The sequence below is a fragment of the Cellulomonas iranensis NBRC 101100 = JCM 18110 genome (assembly GCF_001552375.1).
GTDB lineage: Bacteria > Actinomycetota > Actinomycetes > Actinomycetales > Cellulomonadaceae > Cellulomonas > Cellulomonas iranensis.
Genome location: NZ_BCRB01000023.1, coordinates 1 through 21,028 on the forward strand (window position 1 = coordinate 1; position 21,028 = coordinate 21,028).

Annotated in this window: 22 protein-coding genes; 12 read left to right on the forward strand and 10 right to left on the reverse strand. The window is 75.0% G+C overall.

Annotated features, from left to right (window positions below; all coding sequences use genetic code 11):
• Positions 1–66: 66 nt before the first annotated feature.
• From kdpA to CS2_RS06960, 4 genes are all read right to left on the reverse strand, one after another.
• Complete coding sequence (kdpA, locus tag CS2_RS06950; protein ID WP_070319401.1) at positions 67–1,731, reverse strand: potassium-transporting ATPase subunit KdpA; 1,665 nt, start codon at positions 1,729–1,731, stop codon at positions 67–69.
• Positions 1,728–1,817, reverse strand: a complete 90-nt coding sequence (gene kdpF / locus CS2_RS19035) for a K(+)-transporting ATPase subunit F (protein WP_160309413.1) — start codon at positions 1,815–1,817, stop codon at positions 1,728–1,730. The genes kdpA and kdpF overlap by 4 nt, the downstream gene beginning before the upstream one ends.
• A gap of 342 nt (positions 1,818–2,159) precedes the next feature.
• Entirely contained in the window at positions 2,160–4,196 is a 2,037-nt protein-coding gene (locus CS2_RS06955) for a glycoside hydrolase family 31 protein (RefSeq protein WP_070319402.1), read from the reverse strand.
• 198 nt (positions 4,197–4,394) lie between these two features.
• A complete protein-coding gene (locus CS2_RS06960) occupies positions 4,395–5,411 on the reverse strand; it encodes a LacI family DNA-binding transcriptional regulator (protein ID WP_070319403.1) in 1,017 nt (338 codons plus the stop codon).
• Between the two features lie 111 nt (positions 5,412–5,522).
• Here CS2_RS06960 and CS2_RS06965 point away from each other — a divergent pair, with 111 nt between their 5' ends.
• Both CS2_RS06965 and CS2_RS06970 read left to right on the forward strand, forming a co-directional pair.
• The gene (locus CS2_RS06965; protein ID WP_070319439.1) at positions 5,523–6,695 is read left to right on the forward strand and encodes an ATP-binding protein; all 1,173 of its coding nucleotides are present in this window, start codon (positions 5,523–5,525) and stop codon (positions 6,693–6,695) included.
• Between the two features lie 119 nt (positions 6,696–6,814).
• Positions 6,815–7,258: a YdeI/OmpD-associated family protein gene (locus CS2_RS06970; protein ID WP_070319404.1), complete on the forward strand. Its 444-nt coding sequence runs from the start codon at positions 6,815–6,817 to the stop codon at positions 7,256–7,258.
• A 16-nt stretch (positions 7,259–7,274) separates the two neighbouring features.
• On the opposite strand, the gene CS2_RS06975 is transcribed toward CS2_RS06970, so the two are convergent.
• Positions 7,275–7,826 (reverse strand): putative immunity protein, encoded by a 552-nt coding sequence (locus CS2_RS06975; RefSeq protein WP_070319405.1) that lies wholly within the window; start codon positions 7,824–7,826, stop codon positions 7,275–7,277.
• Between the two features lie 84 nt (positions 7,827–7,910).
• The gene (locus tag CS2_RS06980; protein ID WP_070319406.1) at positions 7,911–8,345 is read right to left on the reverse strand and encodes a hypothetical protein; all 435 of its coding nucleotides are present in this window, start codon (positions 8,343–8,345) and stop codon (positions 7,911–7,913) included.
• A gap of 186 nt (positions 8,346–8,531) precedes the next feature.
• On the opposite strand from CS2_RS06980, the gene CS2_RS06985 reads away from it, so the two are divergent.
• The 5 genes from CS2_RS06985 to CS2_RS07005 all read left to right on the forward strand — a co-directional run bounded on the left by CS2_RS06985 (position 8,532) and on the right by CS2_RS07005 (position 13,269).
• A complete protein-coding gene (locus CS2_RS06985) occupies positions 8,532–9,194 on the forward strand; it encodes a hypothetical protein (protein WP_134851417.1) in 663 nt (220 codons plus the stop codon).
• A 114-nt stretch (positions 9,195–9,308) separates the two neighbouring features.
• Positions 9,309–9,908 (forward strand): copper resistance CopC family protein, encoded by a 600-nt coding sequence (locus CS2_RS06990; RefSeq protein ID WP_233421093.1) that lies wholly within the window; start codon positions 9,309–9,311, stop codon positions 9,906–9,908.
• Positions 9,909–9,941: 33 nt separating this feature from the next.
• Positions 9,942–10,538 carry a copper chaperone PCu(A)C gene (locus tag CS2_RS06995; RefSeq protein WP_233421094.1) on the forward strand — a complete coding sequence of 199 codons (597 nt, stop codon included), beginning with the start codon at positions 9,942–9,944 and terminating at the stop codon, positions 10,536–10,538.
• Positions 10,538–11,788, forward strand: a complete 1,251-nt coding sequence (locus tag CS2_RS07000) for a Dyp-type peroxidase (protein ID WP_070319408.1) — start codon at positions 10,538–10,540, stop codon at positions 11,786–11,788. The genes CS2_RS06995 and CS2_RS07000 overlap by 1 nt, the downstream gene beginning before the upstream one ends.
• Positions 11,785–13,269, forward strand: coding sequence for a PepSY-associated TM helix domain-containing protein (locus CS2_RS07005; protein ID WP_070319409.1), 1,485 nt, complete (start codon positions 11,785–11,787; stop codon positions 13,267–13,269). The genes CS2_RS07000 and CS2_RS07005 overlap by 4 nt, the downstream gene beginning before the upstream one ends.
• Positions 13,270–13,346: 77 nt before the next feature.
• Here CS2_RS07005 and CS2_RS07010 read toward each other — a convergent pair whose 3' ends face one another.
• Positions 13,347–14,000: a CatA-like O-acetyltransferase gene (locus tag CS2_RS07010; RefSeq protein ID WP_070319410.1), complete on the reverse strand. Its 654-nt coding sequence runs from the start codon at positions 13,998–14,000 to the stop codon at positions 13,347–13,349.
• Positions 14,001–14,151: 151 nt separating this feature from the next.
• Here CS2_RS07010 and CS2_RS07015 point away from each other — a divergent pair, with 151 nt between their 5' ends.
• Complete coding sequence (locus CS2_RS07015; protein ID WP_070319411.1) at positions 14,152–14,691, forward strand: GNAT family N-acetyltransferase; 540 nt, start codon at positions 14,152–14,154, stop codon at positions 14,689–14,691.
• A 15-nt stretch (positions 14,692–14,706) separates the two neighbouring features.
• Here the strand turns inward: CS2_RS07015 and CS2_RS07020 are convergent, their stop codons facing one another.
• Entirely contained in the window at positions 14,707–15,333 is a 627-nt protein-coding gene (locus tag CS2_RS07020; protein ID WP_070319412.1) for an alpha/beta hydrolase, read from the reverse strand.
• Positions 15,330–16,259 carry a VOC family protein gene (locus tag CS2_RS07025; RefSeq protein WP_082739939.1) on the reverse strand — a complete coding sequence of 310 codons (930 nt, stop codon included), beginning with the start codon at positions 16,257–16,259 and terminating at the stop codon, positions 15,330–15,332. The genes CS2_RS07020 and CS2_RS07025 overlap by 4 nt, the downstream gene beginning before the upstream one ends.
• A gap of 151 nt (positions 16,260–16,410) precedes the next feature.
• Between CS2_RS07025 and CS2_RS07030 the strand changes: the two genes are divergently transcribed.
• The 4 genes from CS2_RS07030 to CS2_RS07045 all read left to right on the forward strand — a co-directional run bounded on the left by CS2_RS07030 (position 16,411) and on the right by CS2_RS07045 (position 20,632).
• A complete protein-coding gene (locus CS2_RS07030) occupies positions 16,411–17,238 on the forward strand; it encodes an ATP-binding cassette domain-containing protein (RefSeq protein ID WP_082739940.1) in 828 nt (275 codons plus the stop codon).
• Positions 17,239–17,265: 27 nt separating this feature from the next.
• Entirely contained in the window at positions 17,266–19,584 is a 2,319-nt protein-coding gene (locus CS2_RS07035; RefSeq protein WP_070319414.1) for a YhgE/Pip domain-containing protein, read from the forward strand.
• A 33-nt stretch (positions 19,585–19,617) separates the two neighbouring features.
• A complete protein-coding gene (locus tag CS2_RS07040) occupies positions 19,618–20,181 on the forward strand; it encodes a TetR/AcrR family transcriptional regulator (RefSeq protein WP_062104188.1) in 564 nt (187 codons plus the stop codon).
• Positions 20,182–20,257: 76 nt separating this feature from the next.
• Complete coding sequence (locus CS2_RS07045) at positions 20,258–20,632, forward strand: ATP-binding protein (protein WP_070319415.1); 375 nt, start codon at positions 20,258–20,260, stop codon at positions 20,630–20,632.
• 31 nt (positions 20,633–20,663) lie between these two features.
• Here CS2_RS07045 and CS2_RS07050 read toward each other — a convergent pair whose 3' ends face one another.
• Positions 20,664–21,014, reverse strand: a complete 351-nt coding sequence (locus CS2_RS07050; RefSeq protein WP_070319416.1) for an STAS domain-containing protein — start codon at positions 21,012–21,014, stop codon at positions 20,664–20,666.
• Positions 21,015–21,028 lie beyond the last annotated feature (14 nt).

Here is a 21,028-nt window from a genome sequence, read left to right on the forward strand (position 1 = left end):
CGGCGGACGTGCGGGCGGCCGCGGGTGCGGCGCTCGCGGCGGGGTCGGTGCTGACGGGGGTGGCGGTCACAGGAGTGCCTCCGCGACGGGGCCCAGCGCGAGCGCCGGGACGAACGTGAGGGCCGTGACGACGACGGTCACGACCGCGAGCAGGCCCGCGAACAGCGGGCCGTGGGTGGGCAGCGTGCCCGCGGTGACGGGCACGCGGCGCTGCCGCGCGAGCGTGCCGGCGAGCGCGAGCACGAGCACGACCGGCACGAACCGGCCGAGCAGCATGACGACCCCGAGCGTGACGTCCTGGTAGGGGGTCGCGGCGCCGAACCCGGCGAACGCGGACCCGTTGTTGTTGGCGGCCGACGCGTACGCGTAGAGGATCTCGGTGAGGCCGTGCGCACCCGGGTCCTGCACCGACGCGGCGACGCGCGCGGGCACGCCCGCCGTGAGCGCGGCGCCCACCAGCACGAGCGCGGGCATGGTCAGCACCGACAGCGCGACGAGCGTGACCTCGCGCTGCCCGATCTTCTTGCCGAGGTACTCGGGCGTGCGGCCCACCATGAGCCCCGCGAGGAACACCGTGAGGACGGCGAGCACGAGGATGCCGTAGAGCCCCGACCCGACGCCGCCCGGGGCGACCTCGCCCAGCACCATGTTGAGCAGCGCGGTCCCGCCGCCCAGCGCGGTGAGCGAGTCGTGCGACGCGTTGACCGCGCCCGTGGACGTCGCGGTCGTCGAGGCCGCGAACAGCGCGGACGCCGCGGGCCCGAACCGCACCTCCTTGCCCTCCAGCGCGGCCCCGGCCAGCGCGGGCACGGCGCCGTACCCGCGGGTCTCGGCCCACGTCAGCACGGCCGTGGTCGCGGCCCACAGGCCGCCGGTCGTCGCGAGCACCGCCCAGCCCTGGCGCAGGTCGCCGACCATGCGGCCGAACGCGCGCGGCAGGCTGAACGGGACCGCGAGCAGCAGGAACACCTCGAGCAGGTTGGTCCACGGCGCGGGGTTCTCGAACGGGTGCGCGCTGTTGGCGTTGAAGAAGCCGCCGCCGTTGGTGCCCAGCAGCTTGATCGCCTCCTGCGACGCGACCGGCCCCGTGAGGAGGGTCTGCGTGCCGCCGTCGAGCGTCGTGACGGTCTGCGGGCCCGTGAACGTCTGCACGACGCCGCCCAGCAGCAGCGCGACGGCCGCGACCGCGGCCAGCGGCAGCAGCACGCGCACGGTGCCGCGCACGAGGTCCACCCAGAACGACCCGAGCCGGTCGGTGCCCGACCGCGCGAACCCCCGCACGAGCGCGACCGCGACGGCCATGCCGACGGCCGCGGACACGAAGTTCTGCACCGTGAGCCCGGCGGCCTGCGCGAGGTGCCCGAGGGCCTGCTCGCCCGAGTACGACTGCCAGTTCGTGTTGGTGACGAACGAGACCGCGGTGTCCCACGCGGTCGTCGGGGCGAGCCCGGCGCGGCCCAGCGAGAGCGGCAGCCACGCCTGCAGGCGCAGCAGCGCGTACAGCAGCACCACGGACACGAGCGAGAACGCGAGCACCGACCGCGCGTACACCGACCACCGCTGGTCGGCGTCGGGGTCGATGCCGCCCAGCCGGTACAGCGCGCGCTCGACGCGCAGGTGCCGGGGCGAGGTGAACGTGCGCGCCAGGTGCTCGCCGAGCGGCACGTGCACGGCCGCGAGCAGCGCGACCAGCAGGCCGACCTGGAGCCAGGCCGCGACCGCGGCGCTCACCGTCGCTCCGGGTGCAGCAGCGCGCGCAGCAGGTACGCCGCGAGGCCCACGGCCACGACGAGGGCGGCGACGGTCTCGCCGCTCACGGCCGGTCCACCCGGTGCGCGAGCCCGCGCACGAGCGCGGCGAGCAGCCCGAACAGGCCGCCGGTGAGGACGAGCAGGACGAGGTCGGCCACGGGTGCTCCTCGTGGTCACCGCCGCGGGGGCGGGGCGACCGCCGTGGTCACCGCGACGAGCGTGCTCCGCGGCGGGTGTGCCGGGACCGCGTCCTGACGGTTCCCTGACGCCCGCTGACCGGGCCCGTACGTGCGCCCGTACTCGTACCCGGTCCCGGACCCGGGCCGCGCCCCCACGCCGGGGCGCCCGCGCCGGACGACGGCCGAGGGGTCGGTCGGCGTCCGGCGCGGCGGCGGCCCGGGCCCGGGGTCAGGAGGCCGCGCGCAGCGCGTCGCGCAGCTCGGCGCCCGCGCCGTCGCGGCCGAACAGCGGCAGCACGGCCAGCGGCGCCTCGACGTCCACCCGCGTGCCGCCCGCGTGCACCTCGCCCGTGCGGACGTCGGTCCACGACGCACCCGCGGGCAGGTGCACGGTGCGGGACGTCGCGCCGGGGTGCACGACGGGTGCGACGAGCAGGTCGGGGCCGAACAGGTACTGGTCGGTGACCTGCCACGCGTGCGGGTCGTCGGGGAACTCGTGGAACAGGCCGCGCAGCAGCGGCTGCCCGTCCTCGTGCGCGGCGCGCATGAGGCGGCGCACGTACGGGCGCAGCGCCTCGCGCACGCGCAGGTAGCCGGTGAGCACGCGCTCGACGTCGGGCCCGTAGCTCCACAGCTCGTTGGGGCCGCCGGACGCCATGCGCGACGACCCGTCGGCCGCGGTGACGGGACGGCTGGGCTGCCGGTCGCCGTGCATGCGCAGCACGGGGCTGAACGTGCTCATCTGGAACCAGCGCACCAGCAGCTCGTGGAACGCGGGGTCGCGCACGTCGCCGCCGTGGAACCCGCCGATGTCGGTGGTGAACCACGGGATGCCCGCGACGCCCATGTGCACGCCCGCGACGACCTGGCGGCGCAGCGCCTCCCACGAGCACGCGATGTCGCCCGACCACACGAGCGCGCCGTACCGCTGGCTGCCCGCCCACGCGCACCGCACGAGGTTGACGACCTCGGTCTCGCCCGCGGCGCGCAGCCCGTCGTGGAACGTGCGCGAGAACAGCTGCGGGTACACGTTGCTCACCTGCGCGCCCGGGCCCGCGTGGAACCGGTAGTTGTCGAGGTCGTAGCGCCCGTACTCGGGCTCGGCCTCGTCGAGCCAGAAGATCCGCACGCCGTGCTCGTGGTAGCTGCGCCGGCACAGCTCCCACAGCGCCGCGCGGGCGCCCGGGTGGGTGACGTCGACGAACATGCTGGGCCCGCCGAACGCCATCTGGACCTCGAGCCCGCGGTCGGCGCGCACCAGGTGGTTGGCGCGCGACAGGTCGGCGAAGTTCTCGGAGTCGACCGACACCTGCGGCCACACCGAGACCATGAGCTCCATGCCGAGGTCGCGCAGCTCGGCGGTCATCGCGGCCGGGTCCGGCCAGAACTCCTCCTCGAACCGCTCGTCGCCCATGTGCGGCCAGTGGAAGAAGTCGGCCACGACCACGTCGACGGGCAGGTCGCGGCGGTGGTGCTCGCGCGCGACCTCGAGCAGCTCGTCCTGCGACGCGTAGCGCAGCTTGCTCTGCCACAGGCCGAGCGCGTGCTCGGGCATCATCGGCGCGTGGCCGGTCGCGTCGGCGTACGCGGACGCGATCTGCGCGGGGGTGCCGCCCGCGGTGACCCAGTAGTCGAGCTGGCGCGTGCTCTCGGCGACCCACTCGGTGCGGTTGCGCCCGAACGTCGCGCGCCCCACGGCCGGGTTGTGCCAGAGCATTCCGTACCCCGCGCTGGAGACGACGAACGGCACGGACGCCTGCGAGTTGCGGTGGACGAGCTCGAACGTGCTGCCCTTGAGGTCGATGAGGTCCTGCTGGTAGAGCCCCATGCCGGCCAGGTGCTCGTCGGGGTCGGACGTGAAGCTCGCGACGAGCCGGTGGTCGCCGCCGACGTGCGCGCGGAAGTCCCGCGCGCGCAGCTTGAGCGCGCCGCCGGTGCCGTGCTCCTCGAGCAGCACGCGGCCGTCCGCGTCGAGGAACCGCACGCGGCACCACGCGACCTGGTAGCCGACCTGCCAGTCGAGGTGCTGCCCGGCGGTGAGCTCGACGATCAACCGGCCCTGCACGAGGCGGGCGGTGGTGCCGTCGACCTCGATCGCGGGCGGCGGGCCGTCGGGTGCGGGCAGCAGCGCCCAGTCGGTGTCGAGCACGTCGCCCGTGACGGACGCGCGCACGCGCACGGCGTCGGCGCCCCAGGGGTCGACGACGAGCGTCTCGCCGTCGCCGGTCCAGGTGAGCCGACGGCCGTCGGTCCGGAAGTGCTGCACGTGGGTCTCCCGCGGTCGGTGGGTCCGGTCCCGCTCCTGTGGAGAACCGGTTCACCACGCCGAGCACGCTAACCCGCTCGCGGGTGGGGAGGCAACGGGTCGATCGAGGGGCCGGTCACGGATGGTCGCGCGCGGGGCGGCGGGGGCGGGCGGGGTGGTCGGCCGCACGTCGCGCGCCCCGCCGCCCGGTCGCGGTGGTCAGTCGCGCAGACCCCGCCCGGGCGCGGCCGTCGTGGCGCCCGGGTGCAGGACGGCGGGCAGCAGGTCGACCGCACCCGCGGCGGCGCCCGCGAGCTCGTCGAGCGCGCGCTCGACCGCCCGCGCGACCATCGCCCGCCCGGGCAGGTCGACGAGCGTGAGGTCCGGGTGCCCGGCCACGGGCTGCTCGACGGGGGAGAGCGCGACCAGGGAGACGTCGCCCGGCACCGAGCGGCCGCGCCGGTGCAGCTCGGTCACGAGCTCGTCGACCGCCGCGACGTCGAGCACGAGCACCGCCGTCAGCCCGTGCAGGTCCGCGAGCGTCGCGTCCAGCCACGCGGCGACGTCGCCCCGCGCGCACGCGCCGAACCGGCCGCGCACGCCCCGGTCGTCGCACGCGCGGGCGAACCCGGTGCGGAACCGGTGCCGGAACGACAGCTCGTCGGCGTCCGGGTCGGCGGGGTCCTCCGGGCCCGCGAGCACGGCCACCTCGCGGTGCCCCAGGTCCGCGACGTGCCCGAGCATCGTGCGCGCGGCGTCGGCGAAGTCCAGGTCGACCGCGCTCAGGCCGTGCGTCTGCGCCGGCCAGCCGACGAGCACGACCGGCTGCGGCAGCGCCGCGAGCACCGGCAGCCGCGCGTCGTGCAGCCGCACGTCCATGACGACGAGCGCGTCGGCCAGCACGTCGCCCGCGAGCTCGTCGTCGCCCCGGCCCATGAGCAGCACGTCGTACCCGCGCGGCTGCGCCGTGTACATCGCCGCGCGCACGAACCGCATGAACACGTCGACGTCGGCCTCGCGCGAGCCCGGCCGGTACGACGCGAGGAGCCCCAGCACGTTGGTCCGCCCCAGCGCCAGCGCGCGCGCCGCGGGGGACGGTCGGTAGCCCAGCCGCTCGACGCTCGCGAGCACGCGCGCCACCGTCGCGTCCGGGAACCGCTTGCGGCCCGACAGCACGTTCGACACCGTGCTCGGCGCGACGCCCGCGTCGGCCGCGACGTCCCGGATGGTGGCCATGCGGGTCAGGGTATGCGGGTGGGCTGTCGACATGGCCTGTTCGCCGCGAGAGGTGTACCACCTGAGGTGGATGTATAGAGCAATTCGCTATACGGCTGTATGATCCCCTTCATGGATCGCGCGCTCAACCCCTACGCGCCCGGGTCGGGCCTGAGGCCGCCCGCGATGGTCGGGCGGGAAGCGCAGGTGGAGGCGTTCGACACGGTGGTGGCACGCACCGGCAACCACCTGCACAACCGAGGCATGGTGCTCTCGGGGCTGCGCGGCGTGGGCAAGACGGTCCTCCTCAACGAGCTCCGCGCCCACGCCGACTCCCACGGCTGGTTCACCGTGGCGATCGAGGCCGTTCCCGGCGACGCCGGGGCGCGTGCGGTGCGAGGAAAGCTCGCGCGCGAGCTCCTGGTGGCGGCTCGCCGCTACAACCGTCCGGGCGCGCGTGAGCGGCTGAAGGGCGTACTCGGCAGCATCGGGTCGTTCTCGGCGACCATCGGGGTCGCAGGCGTGTCCCTGGGGATCGAGACCACCGAGGGGCGTGCCGATACCGGCCAGGTCGACCTCGACCTCGAGGAGATGGTCGACGACGTCGCGACGGCGCTGCGGCCGGAGGGCAAGGGCTTCGCCATCTTCATCGACGAGATGCAGGACGTCGACGACGAGCTCCTGACGGCGCTGCTCGCCGTGCAGCACGCCGCAGGGCAGCGACAGTGGCCCTTCTACGTCATCGGCGCCGGTCTCCCGAGCCTCCCGTCCACACTCAGCGAGTCGCGTTCCTATGCCGAGCGCTTGTTCGACTACCACGAGATCGGGCCCCTGAGCCGCGACGCCGCCGGTGCTGCGCTGGCCACGCCAGCGGAGAAGGTCGGGGCGAGATACGGTGCGCAGGCGCTCGACCTCCTCGTCGAGGCGGCCGCGGGCTACCCCTACTTCCTCCAGGAGTACGGCAAGGCCATCTGGGACGTCGCTCCGGCGAAGGTGTTCACCGAGGCGGACGCCGAGCGCGCGCTCGAGCTCGGGCGCGCGCAGCTCGACCAGGGCTTCTTCCCGGCGCGGTGGGATCGAGCGACACCCGCCGAGCGCGCGTATCTGCGGGCGATGGCCGAGGACGGTGACGGGGGATCTCGGAGCGGCGAGGTCGCCCGTCGACTCGGCAAGCAGATCGGGAGCCTCGGGCCCACCCGGGCGCAGCTCATCGCGAAGGGTCTGGTGTACGCGCCCGAGCACGGCCGGATCGCCTTCACCGTCCCCGGCATGTCTGACTACATCGGGCGGCAGCGCACCGAGTAGGTCGGGGTGGGCGTGAGCTGGCACGGTGTGCCGAGAGCCACGGTGACGCGGTGCCCCGGCAGGTGGAGCGCCGTCCTGTCCCGGTGGTGCCCGGCCGTGCCGGGCGGGACGATGCGGGCATGGCCACGCAGACGTTCACCACGACCCTGCTCCTCGACGGCAACAACACCGGCGTCGAGGTGCCGCCCGCGGTCGTCGAGGCCCTCAGTGCGGGCAAGCGCGCCCCGGTCGTCGTCACCGTGAACGGGCACACGTACCGCTCGACGCTCGCCGTCATGGGCGGGCGTCACCTGATCCCGTTCTCGGCGGCGCACCGCCGAGAGACCGGCCTCGCGGGCGGCGACCCGATCGAGGTCACGCTCGAGCTCGACACGGCACCGCGGGTCGTCGAGGTGCCGGCCGATCTCGCCGCGGCGCTCGACGCGGCCCCCGGGGCGCGCGCCGCGTTCGACGCGCTCTCCCCGAGCGCCCGCAAGGCGCACGTCACGGCCGTCGAGGGGGCCAAGGCGGCCGAGACCCGCGCGCGGCGCGTGGCCGCGGTCGTCGAGAAGGTGCTCGCCTGAGCCTCGCGGCGCGGGGTCAGTTGCGCGCGCGGACGGCCGCGTCGAGCGCGCTCGTGAGCTCGGCCAGGCGGTGCCGCCCGGCGGGTGCGGGCGGGTAGCGGCGCAGGACCGCGGGCACGGGCGGTGCCGCGAGCCCCGCGAGCGTCGCGACGGCCTCGTCGGCCGCGCGACCGGCGTCGTCACCGGCGGCGACGGCACGGAGCTCCGCGACGCGCGCCACGCACGCCGCCGCACGCAGGATGTGGCCGACCTGCGTCGCGCGCGCGATCGGGTGCAGGTAGGCGGCCGCCGCCGCGTCGCCGCACGCGAGCGCGCCGAGCCGGGCGACCTCGTCGTCGACCGCGGCGGCGGCCCGGTGCGCGGCGACCGCGGCCGTGCGCTGCCGGTTGCTGCGCGCGGCGCCGTCGGTGAACGCGCGGGCGGCGGCGAGCGCCTCGCGGGGCCGCGGGTCGTCGGGGACGGCGGCCTCGAACGCGGGCAGCACCTGCGACGCGCAGTCCGCCGCGTACCGGGCCACGGCCCGCAGGTCGTCGGTGCTGAGCTCGACGTGGTCGGGTGCGGCGGTCACGTCGTCATCCTGCCGTGCCGCCGCGTCGTGCTCTCGGCGGCGCCGCGGCCGAGGCCCGCGTCGCTCTCCGATCGTCCGGCCCGGCTACGCGTCGAGCGCCGTGCTCCTGACGGGCCGGCGGCCCGTGCGCTCGGCGACGGCGGCGACCTCGTCGGACGTGTACGCGCTGCGCGTGCCCGAGATCGACATGCCGGCGGCCGCCGCGAGGGTCTTGAGCGGGTAGGGCTGCGGCGCCACGAACTCGCGGCCGTACGCGACGAGCATCCGCAGCCGGTCCTCGGCCTCGCGCATCTCGGTGCGGGCCCGCTCGATCTCGGCAAGCAGCACGTCCTGGCGCGTGGGTGACCGGTCGCCGTCGGCGACGCGCAGGTACCGCTCGAAGACCTCGCGCTGGCGCACCACCTCCTCGCGCACGGCCTCCAGCGGTGCCCGCGTCAGCTCGTCGGCGTCCGCGGGCGCCGGGGCGGGCACGGGCAGGACGATGTCGATGATGTCGTCGATCGCGTCGCGCTTCTCCATGCGTTCACCGTACGCAACGGGTTGCGATCATCGCAACGAATAGCGACGAGTGAAACACGAAGAGCGTCAGCCGTGACCCACGTCGGATCGGCGAGCAGCGCGGGTTCGTCCTCCGACGGAGGGTGGGAGCCCTGGCCGCCGCGCCGGGTAGGACCTCGGTCCCGGCTCCCGCGTAGCATGACCGCCGTGTCCGGGCCGGGTGACGTCGCGGCGCCACCTGATGGCGCCCGTCGACTGACCCGTGGGCTGGGTGCGGCGATCGCCTCGACGCTCGTCGCGCTGGTGTCGCACGTGACGGCGGGAGGCGCGCTGCCGGGCCCCCTCGGCGTCGTGGTCCCCCTGGTCTTCTCGTTCACCGTGTGCTCGGTGCTGGCCGGCGTACGGATGCGCTGGATGCGGTTGTCCGTGTCCGTCGCCGTGAGCCAGCTGATGTTCCACGTCCTGTTCGTCCTCGGTGCGACCACCCCCGGGACGACGTCGTCGTCCGCCGTCGGCCATGCCGGCCACCACGGCGCAGACGCGGCGGGCCTGCTGGCCGGCACCGCCGAGCCGGTCGCGCACCTCGCCCACGCGTCGGCGGGGATGTGGGTCGCGCACGCCCTGGCGGGCGTGGTGACGGTGCTGGCGCTGCGCCACGGCGAGGTCGTGGCGGCGCGCATCGCGGCCGTGCTGCTGCGGTTCGCGCGTCGGCTGCTCGTGCTGCTCCCGCGGCCCACGTCCGTGGTCGCGCGCCCTGCGGCCGCGGCGATCGTCGTCGCCGACGGTCCCGTCCGTCGTGTGCTCCTGCTCGCGCTGGGAGGCGTCACCCGTCGTGGCCCGCCGCTCGCCGGTCGTCCTGCCCTGACCTAGCCGGCGCGGCTGACGCGCTGGTCCGACGACCTGTCGGGGACACCTGCCCGGTGCGCGACTGCCGCGCCCCGGAGTCCCGTGGCGTGTGCCCGGCACCGCGTGAGGTGTTTCGACGTGACTTCGTCCTTCAGGCGCGCCCTGGGGCGGGCCGTGGCCGTGAGCTCGTTCGCCGGGCTCATGCTCCTCGGCTCGTCCACCGTGGCGTCCGCGCACGACCAGCTGATCGACAGCGACCCCGATGGTGACCAACGCCTCGAGCAGACGCCGGTCGAGATCCGTCTCGAGTTCTCGGCCGAGGTGATGGACGTCGGGGCTGCGGTGGTCGTGGCCGACGCCGCGGGCGAGGACCGGGCGGCCGGGGCCCCCGTCATCGACGGCCGGGTCGTGACGGTCCCGCTGGAGCCGGACCTGCCGGACGGCGGCTACACGGTGCGGTGGCGCGTGGTGTCCTCCGACGGGCACCCCATCGCCGGATCGATCCCCTTCGGTGTGCGGGACGACCCGCCGTCGGCGTCGCCGGCAGCACCGAGCGCGACGTCGTCGACCACCGCCGACCCCCAGGGCCCCCAAGCGGGGGCCGAGGGGTCCACGGCCGCGTCCGGTGACGGGCCGTTGCGGACCGTGCTGGTCGCGGCGGCCGGCGCCGGGATCGCGGCAGGGGTCTACGCGGTGGTCCTCGTCGTCCGCCGTCGGGCACTCACCCGGGCGCGCTGAGCGCGCCCCACCACCTGTCTTCCTTCCGAACGAATGAGAGCTGAGATCGTGATGTCTGTTCGACACACCCTGTCCACCCTTGCCGCGGCCGCCGCGGTGCTCGCCCTGGCCGCGTGCGGGACCGACGCCCAGAGCGCCGACACGAGCCCGACCGCCACCGGTGCGAGCAGCGCCGGTGAGTCGGTCGTCCTCGAGGACGGCTGGGTCAAGTCCGCCGACTCCGGCATGTCCGCGGCGTTCGGCGAGCTGGAGAACACCGGCGACTCCGACGTGACCGTCGTGTCGGTGACCAGCCCGGCCTCGACCGCGATGGAGCTGCACGAGACCGTCGAGAACGAGTCCGGGCAGATGGTGATGCGCGAGAAGGCCGACGGGTTCACCATCCCCGGCGGGACGTCGCTGAGCCTGGAGCCCGGCGGGAACCACCTGATGCTGATGGACCTCGTCGAGCCGCTGCACGCCGGCGACGAAGTCGCGTTCACCCTGACGTTCTCCGACGGCTCCACCTACGAGTTCACCGTCCCGGCCAAGGACTACTCCGGAGCCAACGAGACGTACGAGGGCGGCGAGCACATGGACATGGGCGAGCACGCGGACATGGGCGAGCACATGGACATGGGCGACGAGTGATGGCCCGCGACCGGACGCCTGAGGCCGGTCGCAGCGGACCCAGCCGGCGGCAGTTCCTCCTGGGAGGGGCTGTCGCCGGCGCCGGCGCGGTCGTCGCGGTCGGTGCCGATGCACTGACCCGGCGGTCGGCGAGGTCCGACGACGCGACGACGAGCCCGCCGGAGGTGGGCGAGGCGCTGCACGGCACCGAGACCGTCGACTTCCACGGCACGTACCAGGCCGGGATCGCCACGGCGCCGCCGCAGGCCTACGCCACGCTGGTGGCCCTGGACCTGCACACGCAGACCGACCGGGACGGTCTGCGGCGGATGATGCAGCTGCTCACCGACGACGCGGCCCGCCTCACCCAGGGGGTCGCCGCCCTGGCCGACTCGGAGCCGGAGCTCGCTCTGGTGCCCTCCCGGTTGACCGTGACGTTCGGGTTCGGCCCCGAGCTGGTGCGCCGCGCCGCGACGGTCGACGCCCCGTCGTGGCTGCGCCCGCTGCCCGCCTTCGGGATCGACCGGCTGCAGGACGCGTGGAGCGACGGCGACCTGCTGATCCAGGTCGCCGCCGACGACCGGATGACCGTCGCGCACACCGTGCGGATGCTGCTCAAGGACACCCGCAGCTTCGCCCGGCTGCGCTGGACCCAGCCCGGGTTTCGCCGAGCTCGCGGGTCGCAGGCCTCCGGCACCACGATGCGGAACCTGTTCGGACAGGTCGACGGCACCGTCAACCCCGCACCGGGGACCGCCGACTTCGACGAGCTGGTGTGGATCCGCGACGGCTGGCTGGCCGGCGGCACCGGGGTCGTCGTGCGTCGGATCGCGATGAACCTCGACAAGTGGGACGAGCTCGACCGCAGCGGCCGCGAGCAGTCCGTGGGGCGCTACCTGTCCAACGGGGCGCCGCTGACCGGTGCGCAGGAGCACGACGAACCCGACTTCGAGGCGACCACCGCGATCGGCTTCCCCGTCATCCCGGAGTTCTCGCACGTGCGCCGTGCACGCTCCGAGGACACCCGGCAGCGGATCTTCCGCCGCGCGTACAACTACGACGACGCACCCGTCGGCGAGCAGATCTCGAGCTCCGGGCTGCTGTTCGTCTCCTACCAGGCCGACGTCGACGCCCAGTTCGTCCCGCTGCAGCAACGGCTCGACGAGCTCGACCTGCTGAACGAGTGGACCACGCCGATCGGCTCCGCCGTCTTCGCGATCCCGCCCGGCTGCGCCGAAGGCGGCTTCATCGGAGAGACCTTGCTGACATGACCACGCCCACCGCACCGGGCCGCACGCTGCCCGCGGCCACCACGACGAGCCCACCGCGTGCCCGCAGGCGCTGGCTCGGCCCGCTCCTGCTGCGCCTGCACTTCTACGCCGGGGTGTTCGTCGGGCCGTTCATCGTCGTCGCGGCGATCAGCGGCGGGCTGTACGCCCTGACCCCGCAGATCGAACGGGTCGTCTACGCCCACGAGCTCACCGCAGCGTCACCCGACGCCGCCGCGCTGCCGCTGGCCGACCAGGTCGTCGCGGCCCGCGAGCACGTCGGCCAGGGCGAGACGCTCGTCGCGGTGCGACCCGCTCCCGAGCCGGGCGCCACGACCAGGGTCATGTTCGCCGGCACCGACCTCGGGCCCAGCGAGACCCGTGCGGTGTTCGTCGACCCCGGCACCGCCGAGGTCCGCGGCGAGCTGACGACCTACGGCACGAGCGGGGCGCTCCCGCTGCGTACCTGGATCGACCAGCTGCACCGCAGCCTGCACCTGGGTGACCCCGGCCGGCTCTACAGCGAGCTGGCAGCGTCCTGGCTGGGGATCATCGCCCTGTCCGGTCTGGCGATGTGGGTGGTGCAGTTCCGCCGCACCCGACGCCGCCGGGACATGCTGCGCCCCGGGACGGGCAGGACGCCCTACGCCCGCAGCCGCAGCCGCCACCTCGCCGTCGGCATCTGGGTCATGGCCGGGGCGCTGTTCCTGTCCGCGACCGGCATCACGTGGTCCCAGTACGGCGGCGCCAACGTCACCGACCTGCGTGGCGCGCTCGGATGGTCGACCCCGGCCGTCAGCACGGCGCTGGACGGAGGCGGCGACGGCGCAGGTGACGAGCACGCAGGTCACACCACAGCGGGCACCCCGAGCGTCAGCAGCGGGACGTACGCACCCGGCGCGTTCGACTCGGTCCTCTCCGTGGCGCAGGAGGTCAACGTCAACACCGGCCTGGTGGAGATCCGGCCACCGGCCGAACCCGGCACGGCATGGGTCGTGCAGGAGATCCAGCGGAGCTACCCCACCGAGGTCGACGCCGTCGCGATCGACGGCACGACCATGCAGGTCACCGACCGGGTCGACTTCGCCGAGTTCGGCCTGATCGCCAAGCTCGCACGGTGGGGCATCGACCTGCACATGGGGTCGATGTTCGGTCTGCCCCACCAGATCGTGCTGTTCGTGCTGGCCTCCGGCATCGTCTCGATGGTCGTCTGGGGCTACACGATGTGGTGGCAGCGCCGACCCACCCGCACGCAGCACCGGCCCGGCGCGCCTCCCGCGCGCGGCGTCCTGCGGCAGGTCCCGTGGTGGGGCGCCGTGGCCGTGATCGCGGTCGCCGCGGCCGTCGGGCTGTTCCTGCCGCTGCTCGGGGTCACCCTGGCTGCGTTCCTGCTCGTCGACCTGCTGCTGGCGTGGGTCGCTCGTCGTCGCGACTCGTCGCGACGACGAGCGAGCCCGGCGAGGGCCGACGCCCACGGCGCGTGAGCAGCGCCTGGGCGACCGCGGACAGCGCGGCCACCGCGAGCGGCGGGAGGCGCAGGTCGCGCCGGGCGGGCGTGCCGTCAGCCGGCCACCCACGACGGGTCGGCGAGCAGCGCCCGCAGCTCCTCCACGAGCCGCGCCGTGTGGAAGCCGTCCGCCGCCGCGTGGTGCACCTGCACCGCGAGCGGCAGCAGCACGCGCCCGTCGCGCTCGACGTACCGGCCGAGCGTGACGATCGGCGCGAGGTGCGTGCCCGGCGTCGCCGTGATCGTGAACCCCGTGAACGACGTCCACGGGATGCTCGACACGTCGAACGTGGCGGCCGGCCGCGGGCCCTGCGGGAACAGCTCGCCCGACCCCGCGTGCTCGGCCACCACGGCGGCGGCCGCGTCGTGGAACGCGGCGTAGTCCGGGTCGAACGGCACCCACAGGCTCGCGAACGTCTCGCTGCCGGGGTGCATCACCGTGAACGACGGGTGCACCACGGGCCACACGGCCGGCGCGCCGTCGGACGTGAGCGTCATGCGGAACTCGTCGTGCCGGTTCACCACCGACGCGATCGCCCACACCTGCGTGAGGTACGTGCGGCGCCCCGCCGCGCGGACCGCGGCGACGAACGCGGTGACGTCGACCTCGACCGTCATCGCGTACGTGCACGGCACGGCGCGCAGGTAGTGGGCGAAGTGCTGCCGCCGGGGCCAGGTGTCCAGGTCGATGAGGGCTGGAGCGTCCATGCGGCCCATCGTCGCAGGCCTGGCCCAGGGCCGGTCGCCGCTGCGCGCGTGGGGCGGCGCACAGGTGGCTGCGCGACGATCGGTGAGGACCGGTCGGGACCCGGCGACGGTCGTGAGCCGACCGGCGGGGAGGACGAGGAGGACGGGGAGCATGACGGCAGGAGCAGGGATCGCGGTCGAGCTCGTCGAGGCGCAGCCGGCGGACCTCGACGCGTTCGCGCGCCGCGTGCAGGCGGCGTTCGCGCTCGCGGTCCCGGCGGGAGCGGCGCCCGGCATGGCCGAGCCGATCCCGTCGGACGAGGACCTGCGGGAGTCGTTCGCCGCGCCCGGCGCCGAGGTGCTGCACGTCGTCGTCGGCGGGGAGCGTGTGGGCGGTGCGGTGGTGAGCGTCGACCGGGAGGCGGGGCGCGGCAGCCTCGACTTCTTCTTCGTCGACCCCGAGCACCACGGGCGGGGGGTCGGGCGTGCCGCCTGGCGCGCGATCGAGTGTCGCTACCCGCGCACGCGCGTGTGGGAGACCATGACGCCGCACTTCGAGGTGCGCAACATCCACTTCTACGTCAACGTGTGCGGCTTCCACGCCGTCGAGTTCTTCCACCCGGGTCACCCCGATCCGCACGCGCCGGGCGCGGGGTCGGGGCAGGGCCACGACGACGACCTGATGTTCCGCTTCGAGAAGCGGATGGCCTGACGGCGCCGCGCCCGCTCAGCCCGCCACGTGCGCCGTGAGAAACGTGCGGACGTCGGCCAGCTCGGCCGCGTCGATGCCGTGCGCGAGGCCCGGGTAGGTGCGGGCCGTCAGGGTGCTGTGCGCGGGCAGCCACGCGGCGGTGCGCTCGATCGCGTGCGGCGCGATGACGGTGTCGAGCTCGCCGCGGCCCCAGAAGACCGGGGGGCGCGTGCCGGCCAGCGTGGCGTCGCCGGGTCGCTCGCCGCCCGCGACGAAGCCGCCGAGCACGACGGTCGCGGCGACGCGCGCGGGTCGCGTGCGCAGCAGCTCGGTGGCCATGAGCCCGCCCTGCGAGAACCCGAGCGGCGCGACCGTCGCGTCCGGTCCGAGCTCGGCGTCGACCCACGCCCAGATCGCGTCGGCGGCCGCCGCGACCGGTGCCGGGTCGGGGGAGCCGGGCGTCGTGATCGGGAACCACGCGGCGCCGCCGTGCGGCAGGTCGAGCGGTGCGCGCAGCGCCGCCCACGGCAGGCCCGACGGCAGGTGCGGCGCGAGGCCCGCGAGGTCGTGCTCGTGCGAGCCGAACCCGTGCAGCAGCAGCACGGTCGGGGCGGCCGGGTCCGCGCCCGGCGCGGGGGAGCGGACGGCGCGCAGCGTGCTCACCGGGCCAGCAGCTCGTCGGTCGTCGTGCCCGGGACGGACACCGTGACCTGCGTGCCCCACGGGTCGCGCAGCTGCACCGCGCGGCCGTCGTCGGCGAACGCCAGGCCCGCCGCGCGCAGACGCCCGACGAGCGCGTCGAGGTCCGCGCGACCGGGCACCGTCACGGCGACGTCGCCCAGGCCGAGCGTCGAGGCGCGCGGCCCGGCGCCGCGGCTGTTCCACGTGTTCATCGCGACGTGGTGGTGGTACCCGCCGGCGGACGCGAACAGCGCGCCCGGGTAGCCGCGCGTGGTGGCCTCGAAGCCCAGGGCGTCGAGGTAGAAGGCCTCGGCGGTCGCGATGTCGCCGACCTGCAGGTGCACGTGGCCGACCTTGCCGGCCAGCTCGGGCCCGGCGTCGAGCGCCTCCTGCGTGAGGTGCTCGCGCAGGTAGCCGTTGGGGTCGAGGAACTCGGTGGACATGACGAGCTCGCCGTCGCGGTGCAGCCACAGGCTGCGGTCGCGGTCGGTGTACAGCTCGATGCCGTTGCCCTCGGGGTCGGTGAAGTAGAACGCCTCGGAGACGAGGTGGTCTGACGAGCCGACGAACCGGCTGCGCGGGTCCTGCGCGGCGCGGTAGACGGTCGCGGCGAGGCTCGCGGCGTCGTCGAACAGGAACGCGGTGTGGAACAGCCCGGCCTGGTGCGGGTCGACGGCGGGCAGGCCCGGGGTGTGCACGAGCCGGACCATCGGCGTCGTGCCGCGGCCCAGCACGCGGTGCACCTGCTGCCCGCGCACGCGCTCCTCGAGCGGCTCCATCGCGATCGCGTCGGCGTAGTAGGTGGTCATGGCCTCGAGGTCGCCGACGTGCAGCGTCACGGCGTCCATCGAGGTGGTGGCGGCCAGGACGCGCTCGTCGGCGGGTCCGGCGGACGTCGTGGTGCTCACGGTGACCTCCGAATAGTTGTTGATACAAGTAGAGAGTACGCCGAGAAGGTTGATGCTTCAAGTGGCGAGCGTCACGGCTTCCTGTGAGGGCGGATCGCTGCGCATCGTGTTTAGACTGACTAGTCAGTTCAAAAGATCCGAGGGTGCACCCGTGACCACCACCAGCCTCACCGCACCGGACGCCGCGTCCGACGCCCCCCGCCACGCCGCCGACCCCGCCACCACCGGTGCGCCGGACGTCGCGGCACCCGCCGACGCGCCCCGCGAGGATGCCGGCACCGCCCCCGGGGCACCCCCGCCGCCCGCCGTCCTCGACGCGCGCGCCGCGCACGTCCGCGGCGCCCGCGGCGCCGTCTTCGGCCCGCTCGACGCGACCTCCGCCCAGCCCGTCACCGTCGTGCTCGGCGACCGCGGCTCGGGCCGCACGTCCTTCCTGCTCGCGACGGCCGGGCGCATGCGCCTGACCTCCGGCCGCCTCACCGTCCTGGGTCGCGACACCTCCCGGGCCGCCGCGGCCGTGCGCCGGCGCGCCGGCATCGCGGGCTTCGACGGCATCGACGACCTCGAGCCCGTCGTCCCCGTCGGCGCCGTCGTGCGCGAGCGGCTGTCCTGGGAGAGCCCCTGGTACCGCCGCACGCCGCGCGTCACGGCCGCACGCCTCACCGCGCTGCTCGGCCCCGTGCTCGGCGACGTGCCCGTGCCGGAGCCCGGCCTCCTCGTGCGCGACCTCTCCGAGGCGCAGGACCTGCTCGTGCGCGTCGCGCTCGCGCTGCTCGCCCGCCCCGAGGTGCTCGTCGTCGACGACCTCGACGCCGTCAAGAACCCGCACGAGCGCGCCGTCGTCGCGCGCTGCCTCGAGGCTCTCACCCATCCGGCCCACCCGCAGCACGTGCGCGCCGTCGTCCTCGGCAGCGCCGACCCGCGCGACACCGACCTGCTCACCCCCGACCGCACCGCCGTCGTCACGCTCACCCGCTGAGCGACGACCCGCGAGAACGAGAGACCCATGTCCGTCCTGTCCACCGGCACCGAGCTGCGGCGCTTCCGCCGCGGCGTCCTGCCGAAGATCGCGCTCGCCGTGCTCTTCGTCATCCCCCTCATCTACGGCGCGCTGTACCTCTGGGCGTTCTGGGCGCCCACCGACCACCTCGACCAGCTGCCCGTCGCGCTCGTGGACGAGGACGTCGCCGTCACCCGGACCGACGGCACCGAGCTGCACGCCGGTGCCGACGTCACGCAGCGCCTGCTCGACGGCGGTGACCTCGGCTGGCGGCTCGTCGACGCGAAGACCGCCGCCGACGGCGTCGCCGACGGCAGCTACTACTTCTCCGTGACGATCCCCGCGGGCTTCTCCGCGAGCCTCGCGACCCTGTCCGAGGACGACCCGCAGCCCGGCACGATCGACGTCGTCTACGACGACGCGAACAGCTTCCTCGCCGACACGCTCGGCAAGACCGCGATGGTCCGGGTGCGCGACGCGGTCGCCGAGTCCGTCACGCGCGACGCCGCCGACACCATGCTCGTGGGCGTCTCGACGCTCGCGGACGGCGTGCGCGACGCCGCCGACGCCGCGACGCGCCTCGACGACGGCGCGCAGCAGCTCAACGGCGGCGCGGGCGCCCTCGTGGTCGGCCTCGGTCAGCTCGCCGACGGCTCCGCACGCCTCGGCGACGGCACCGCGCAGGTCAGCAGCGGCACGGCCCAGCTCGCGTCCGGCCTGCAGACCGCGCACGACGGCGCCGGGCGCCTCGTCGACGGCAGCGGTGCCCTCGCCGACGGCCTCGCGTCCGCCGACGCGGGTGCGCAGAAGCTCAGCGGCGGCGCCGGCACGCTGTCCACCGGCCTGGGCGACCTCGCGACCGGTGCGCACGACGCCGCGACCGGTGCCGCGACCCTCGACGGCGGCCTCCAGCGGCTCGCGCCCGGCGCGACGACCCTGCGCGACGGCCTCGCGTCCCTCGACGAGAAGGCGAAGGCGCTGCCCGCGTCCGCGACGGCGCTCGCCGACGGCGCGACGCGCGTCGCCGGCGGCGTCACCGCGCTGCAGCAGCTGCGCACCGCGAATCCCGACATGACGCTCGCGCAGCTCGACGCGGTCCTGCAGTCCAAGGGCTCGAGCATCGACGCGCTCGCGGCCGGTGCCGGTGCCGTCAGCACCGGCGCGGGCCAGCTCTCGGCGTCCGCGACCCCGCTCGCGAGCGGCGTCTCCCAGCTGCACGCGGGGGCCGACCGGCTCGCGTCGGGCCTCGGCGACGCGGCCACCGGCGCGACCACGCTGCACACCGGTCTCGCCCGGCTCGACCAGGGCGCCGCCTCGGCGGCCTCCGGAGCGCGCGACCTCGCGACCGGGGCGCAGAGCCTCGCGACGGGCGTCGCGCAGCTCGACACCGGTGCGCACACGCTCGCCGACGGCACGCAGACCCTCGCGTCGGGCCTCGGCACCGCCGCGGGCAAGGCCGGTCAGCTCGCCGACGGCGCCGCGCAGGTCGCCGACGGCGCCGCGACGCTCCGCACGGGCGCCTCCACGGCGGCGGCCGGCTCCACGACGCTCGCCGACGGCACGCGGACCCTCGCCGAGGGTGCCGGCACGTTCGCCTCGACCCTGCATGACGGGGCGGCGAAGGCCCCGTCGTTCACGCCCGACCGGGTCGAGCGCACGGCCGACGCCGTCGCGACGCCCGTCACGCTCGACGAGACCACGCACCACGAGGTGCAGGGCTTCGGCGAGGGCTTCGCGCCGTTCTTCATCGCCCTCGCGACGTTCGTCGGCGCGCTCATCACGTGGCTGATCCTGCGGCCGCTGCCGCGCCGCCCGCTCGCGTCCGGCGTCTCGGGCCTGCGCACCGTGCTGACCGGCTACCTGCCGGCCGCCGCGGTCGGCGTGGTGCAGGTCGTCGTCATGATGTTCGTGCTGGTGCTCGGCATCGGCATGCAGCCCGTGCACCTGATCGGCATGGCGGCGTTCATCCTGCTCACCACGCTCGCGTTCCTCGCGCTGCAGCAGATGTTCGTGGTGCTGCTCGGCACGGCCGCGGGCCGCGTCGTGGCCCTCGTGCTGCTCATGCTGCAGCTGTCGTCGTCGGGCGGCACGTACCCCGTCGAGACCACGCCCCGGTTCTTCCAGGCGCTGCACCCGTACATGCCGGCCACCTACGTGGTCGACGGCCTGCGCGAGCTCGTCGGCGGCGGCGTCGACCAGCGGCTGTGGGCGGCGGTGCTGGTCATGTCAGCATTGCTGATCGGCTCGCTCGCGGTGAGCGCGTGGTCCGCGCGCCGGCAGAAGGTGTGGACGATCGCCCGGCTCCACCCCGAGCTGAGCGTGTAGCGGACGACGGACCGACGGAGACGAGGAGGCACCGTGGCACGCCGACCCACCCGGCAGGCGATCCTGGACGCGGCGATCACCGTGGCGGCCCGCCGCGGCATCACCGGCGCGTCGATGGACGAGGTCGCGGAGGAGGCGCAGGTCGCCAAGGGCAGCCTCTACTACAACTTCGACTCCAAGGACGCGCTGTTCTCCGAGGTGCTGCGCACCGGGTTCACGCGGCTCGTCGACACGGTGTCCGCGGCGCGGACCGGCCTCACCGGCCGGGCCGCGCTGCGGTCCGTGGCCGTCGCGACCATGACCCTGCTGCAGACCAACCCCGAGCTCGCCAAGCTCATGGCCGCCGAGCTGTTCCGCACCGACCGCACGTGGGGCGACGCGCTCGCACCGATCCGGTCGGACGTCGCGGTGCACTTCCGCGACGTGCTGCGCGAGGTCCGCGCCGAGCAGGGTGCCGACCCCGCGACGGTCACCGGGATCTCGGGGGCCGCGCTGCTGGGCGCGCTCGCCGTCGCGAGCCTCGACTGGTTGCTCTTCCACCCCGACCTGGACGTGCAGGTGGCGGTCGACGAGGTGCTGGTCACCGTCGGGGCGTGAGCGTCCGCGCGGCGCTCGCCGCACCGGATCGCGGTCGCGGGACGCGCGCGCGGGGCAGGTCTGGTGCAATGGGTCGGTGCTGCTGCGGATCGAGTCCCGGCGCGGGTCGATCCCGAAGGCCCGTCACTGGGTCAACGAGCGGACCCGCGACCTCGGGATGTCGCCCGGCACCGTCGCGACCGTCGAGCTGCTGACGAGCGAGCTGGTGACCAACGCGGTGCGGCACGGGTCGGCCGAGGCGATCACGGTGCGGGTCGAGTCGACGCGCACGACGTGCACGGTCGCGGTGACGGACGCGGGCGACGCGCTGCCCGTGGTCCGGTCGAGCGGGCCGCACGTGCCGGGCGGGCACGGCATGCGTCTGGTCGAGCGGCTCGCGGCGCGCTGGGGCGTGCGCCCCGAGCGCGGCGGCGGCAAGACCGTGTGGTTCACGGTGCCGCTCGAGGGCTGACGCGCGACGGCGACGCCCGCGAGGCGGCCGGTCAGACCAGCTCGACCAGCGAGTCCAGGCCCGTGAGCGTGAGCACGTCGCTCACCTGACCGCTCGCGCCGCGCACCCGCACGCGGTCGGGCGCCGCCGCGGCGGCGAGCGACGCGACCAGGCCGATGAAGCCCGAGTCGATGTACTCGGCGCCCGCGACGTCGACCGTGCGGACGCCCTCGGCGGCGAGCCGCCGGCCCGTCTCGGTGCGGGGAGCGCCGACGTGCTCGGCGAGGCCCTCGACCACGAACACGTCGATCTCGCCCGTCGCGACGAGCGTCGTCGGGTCGGCGTCGTCGACGAGCAGCTGGCCGCCCGGGGAGTCGTCCAGGGTCTCGTCGTGCGCAGTCACGGCCTCAGTATGCC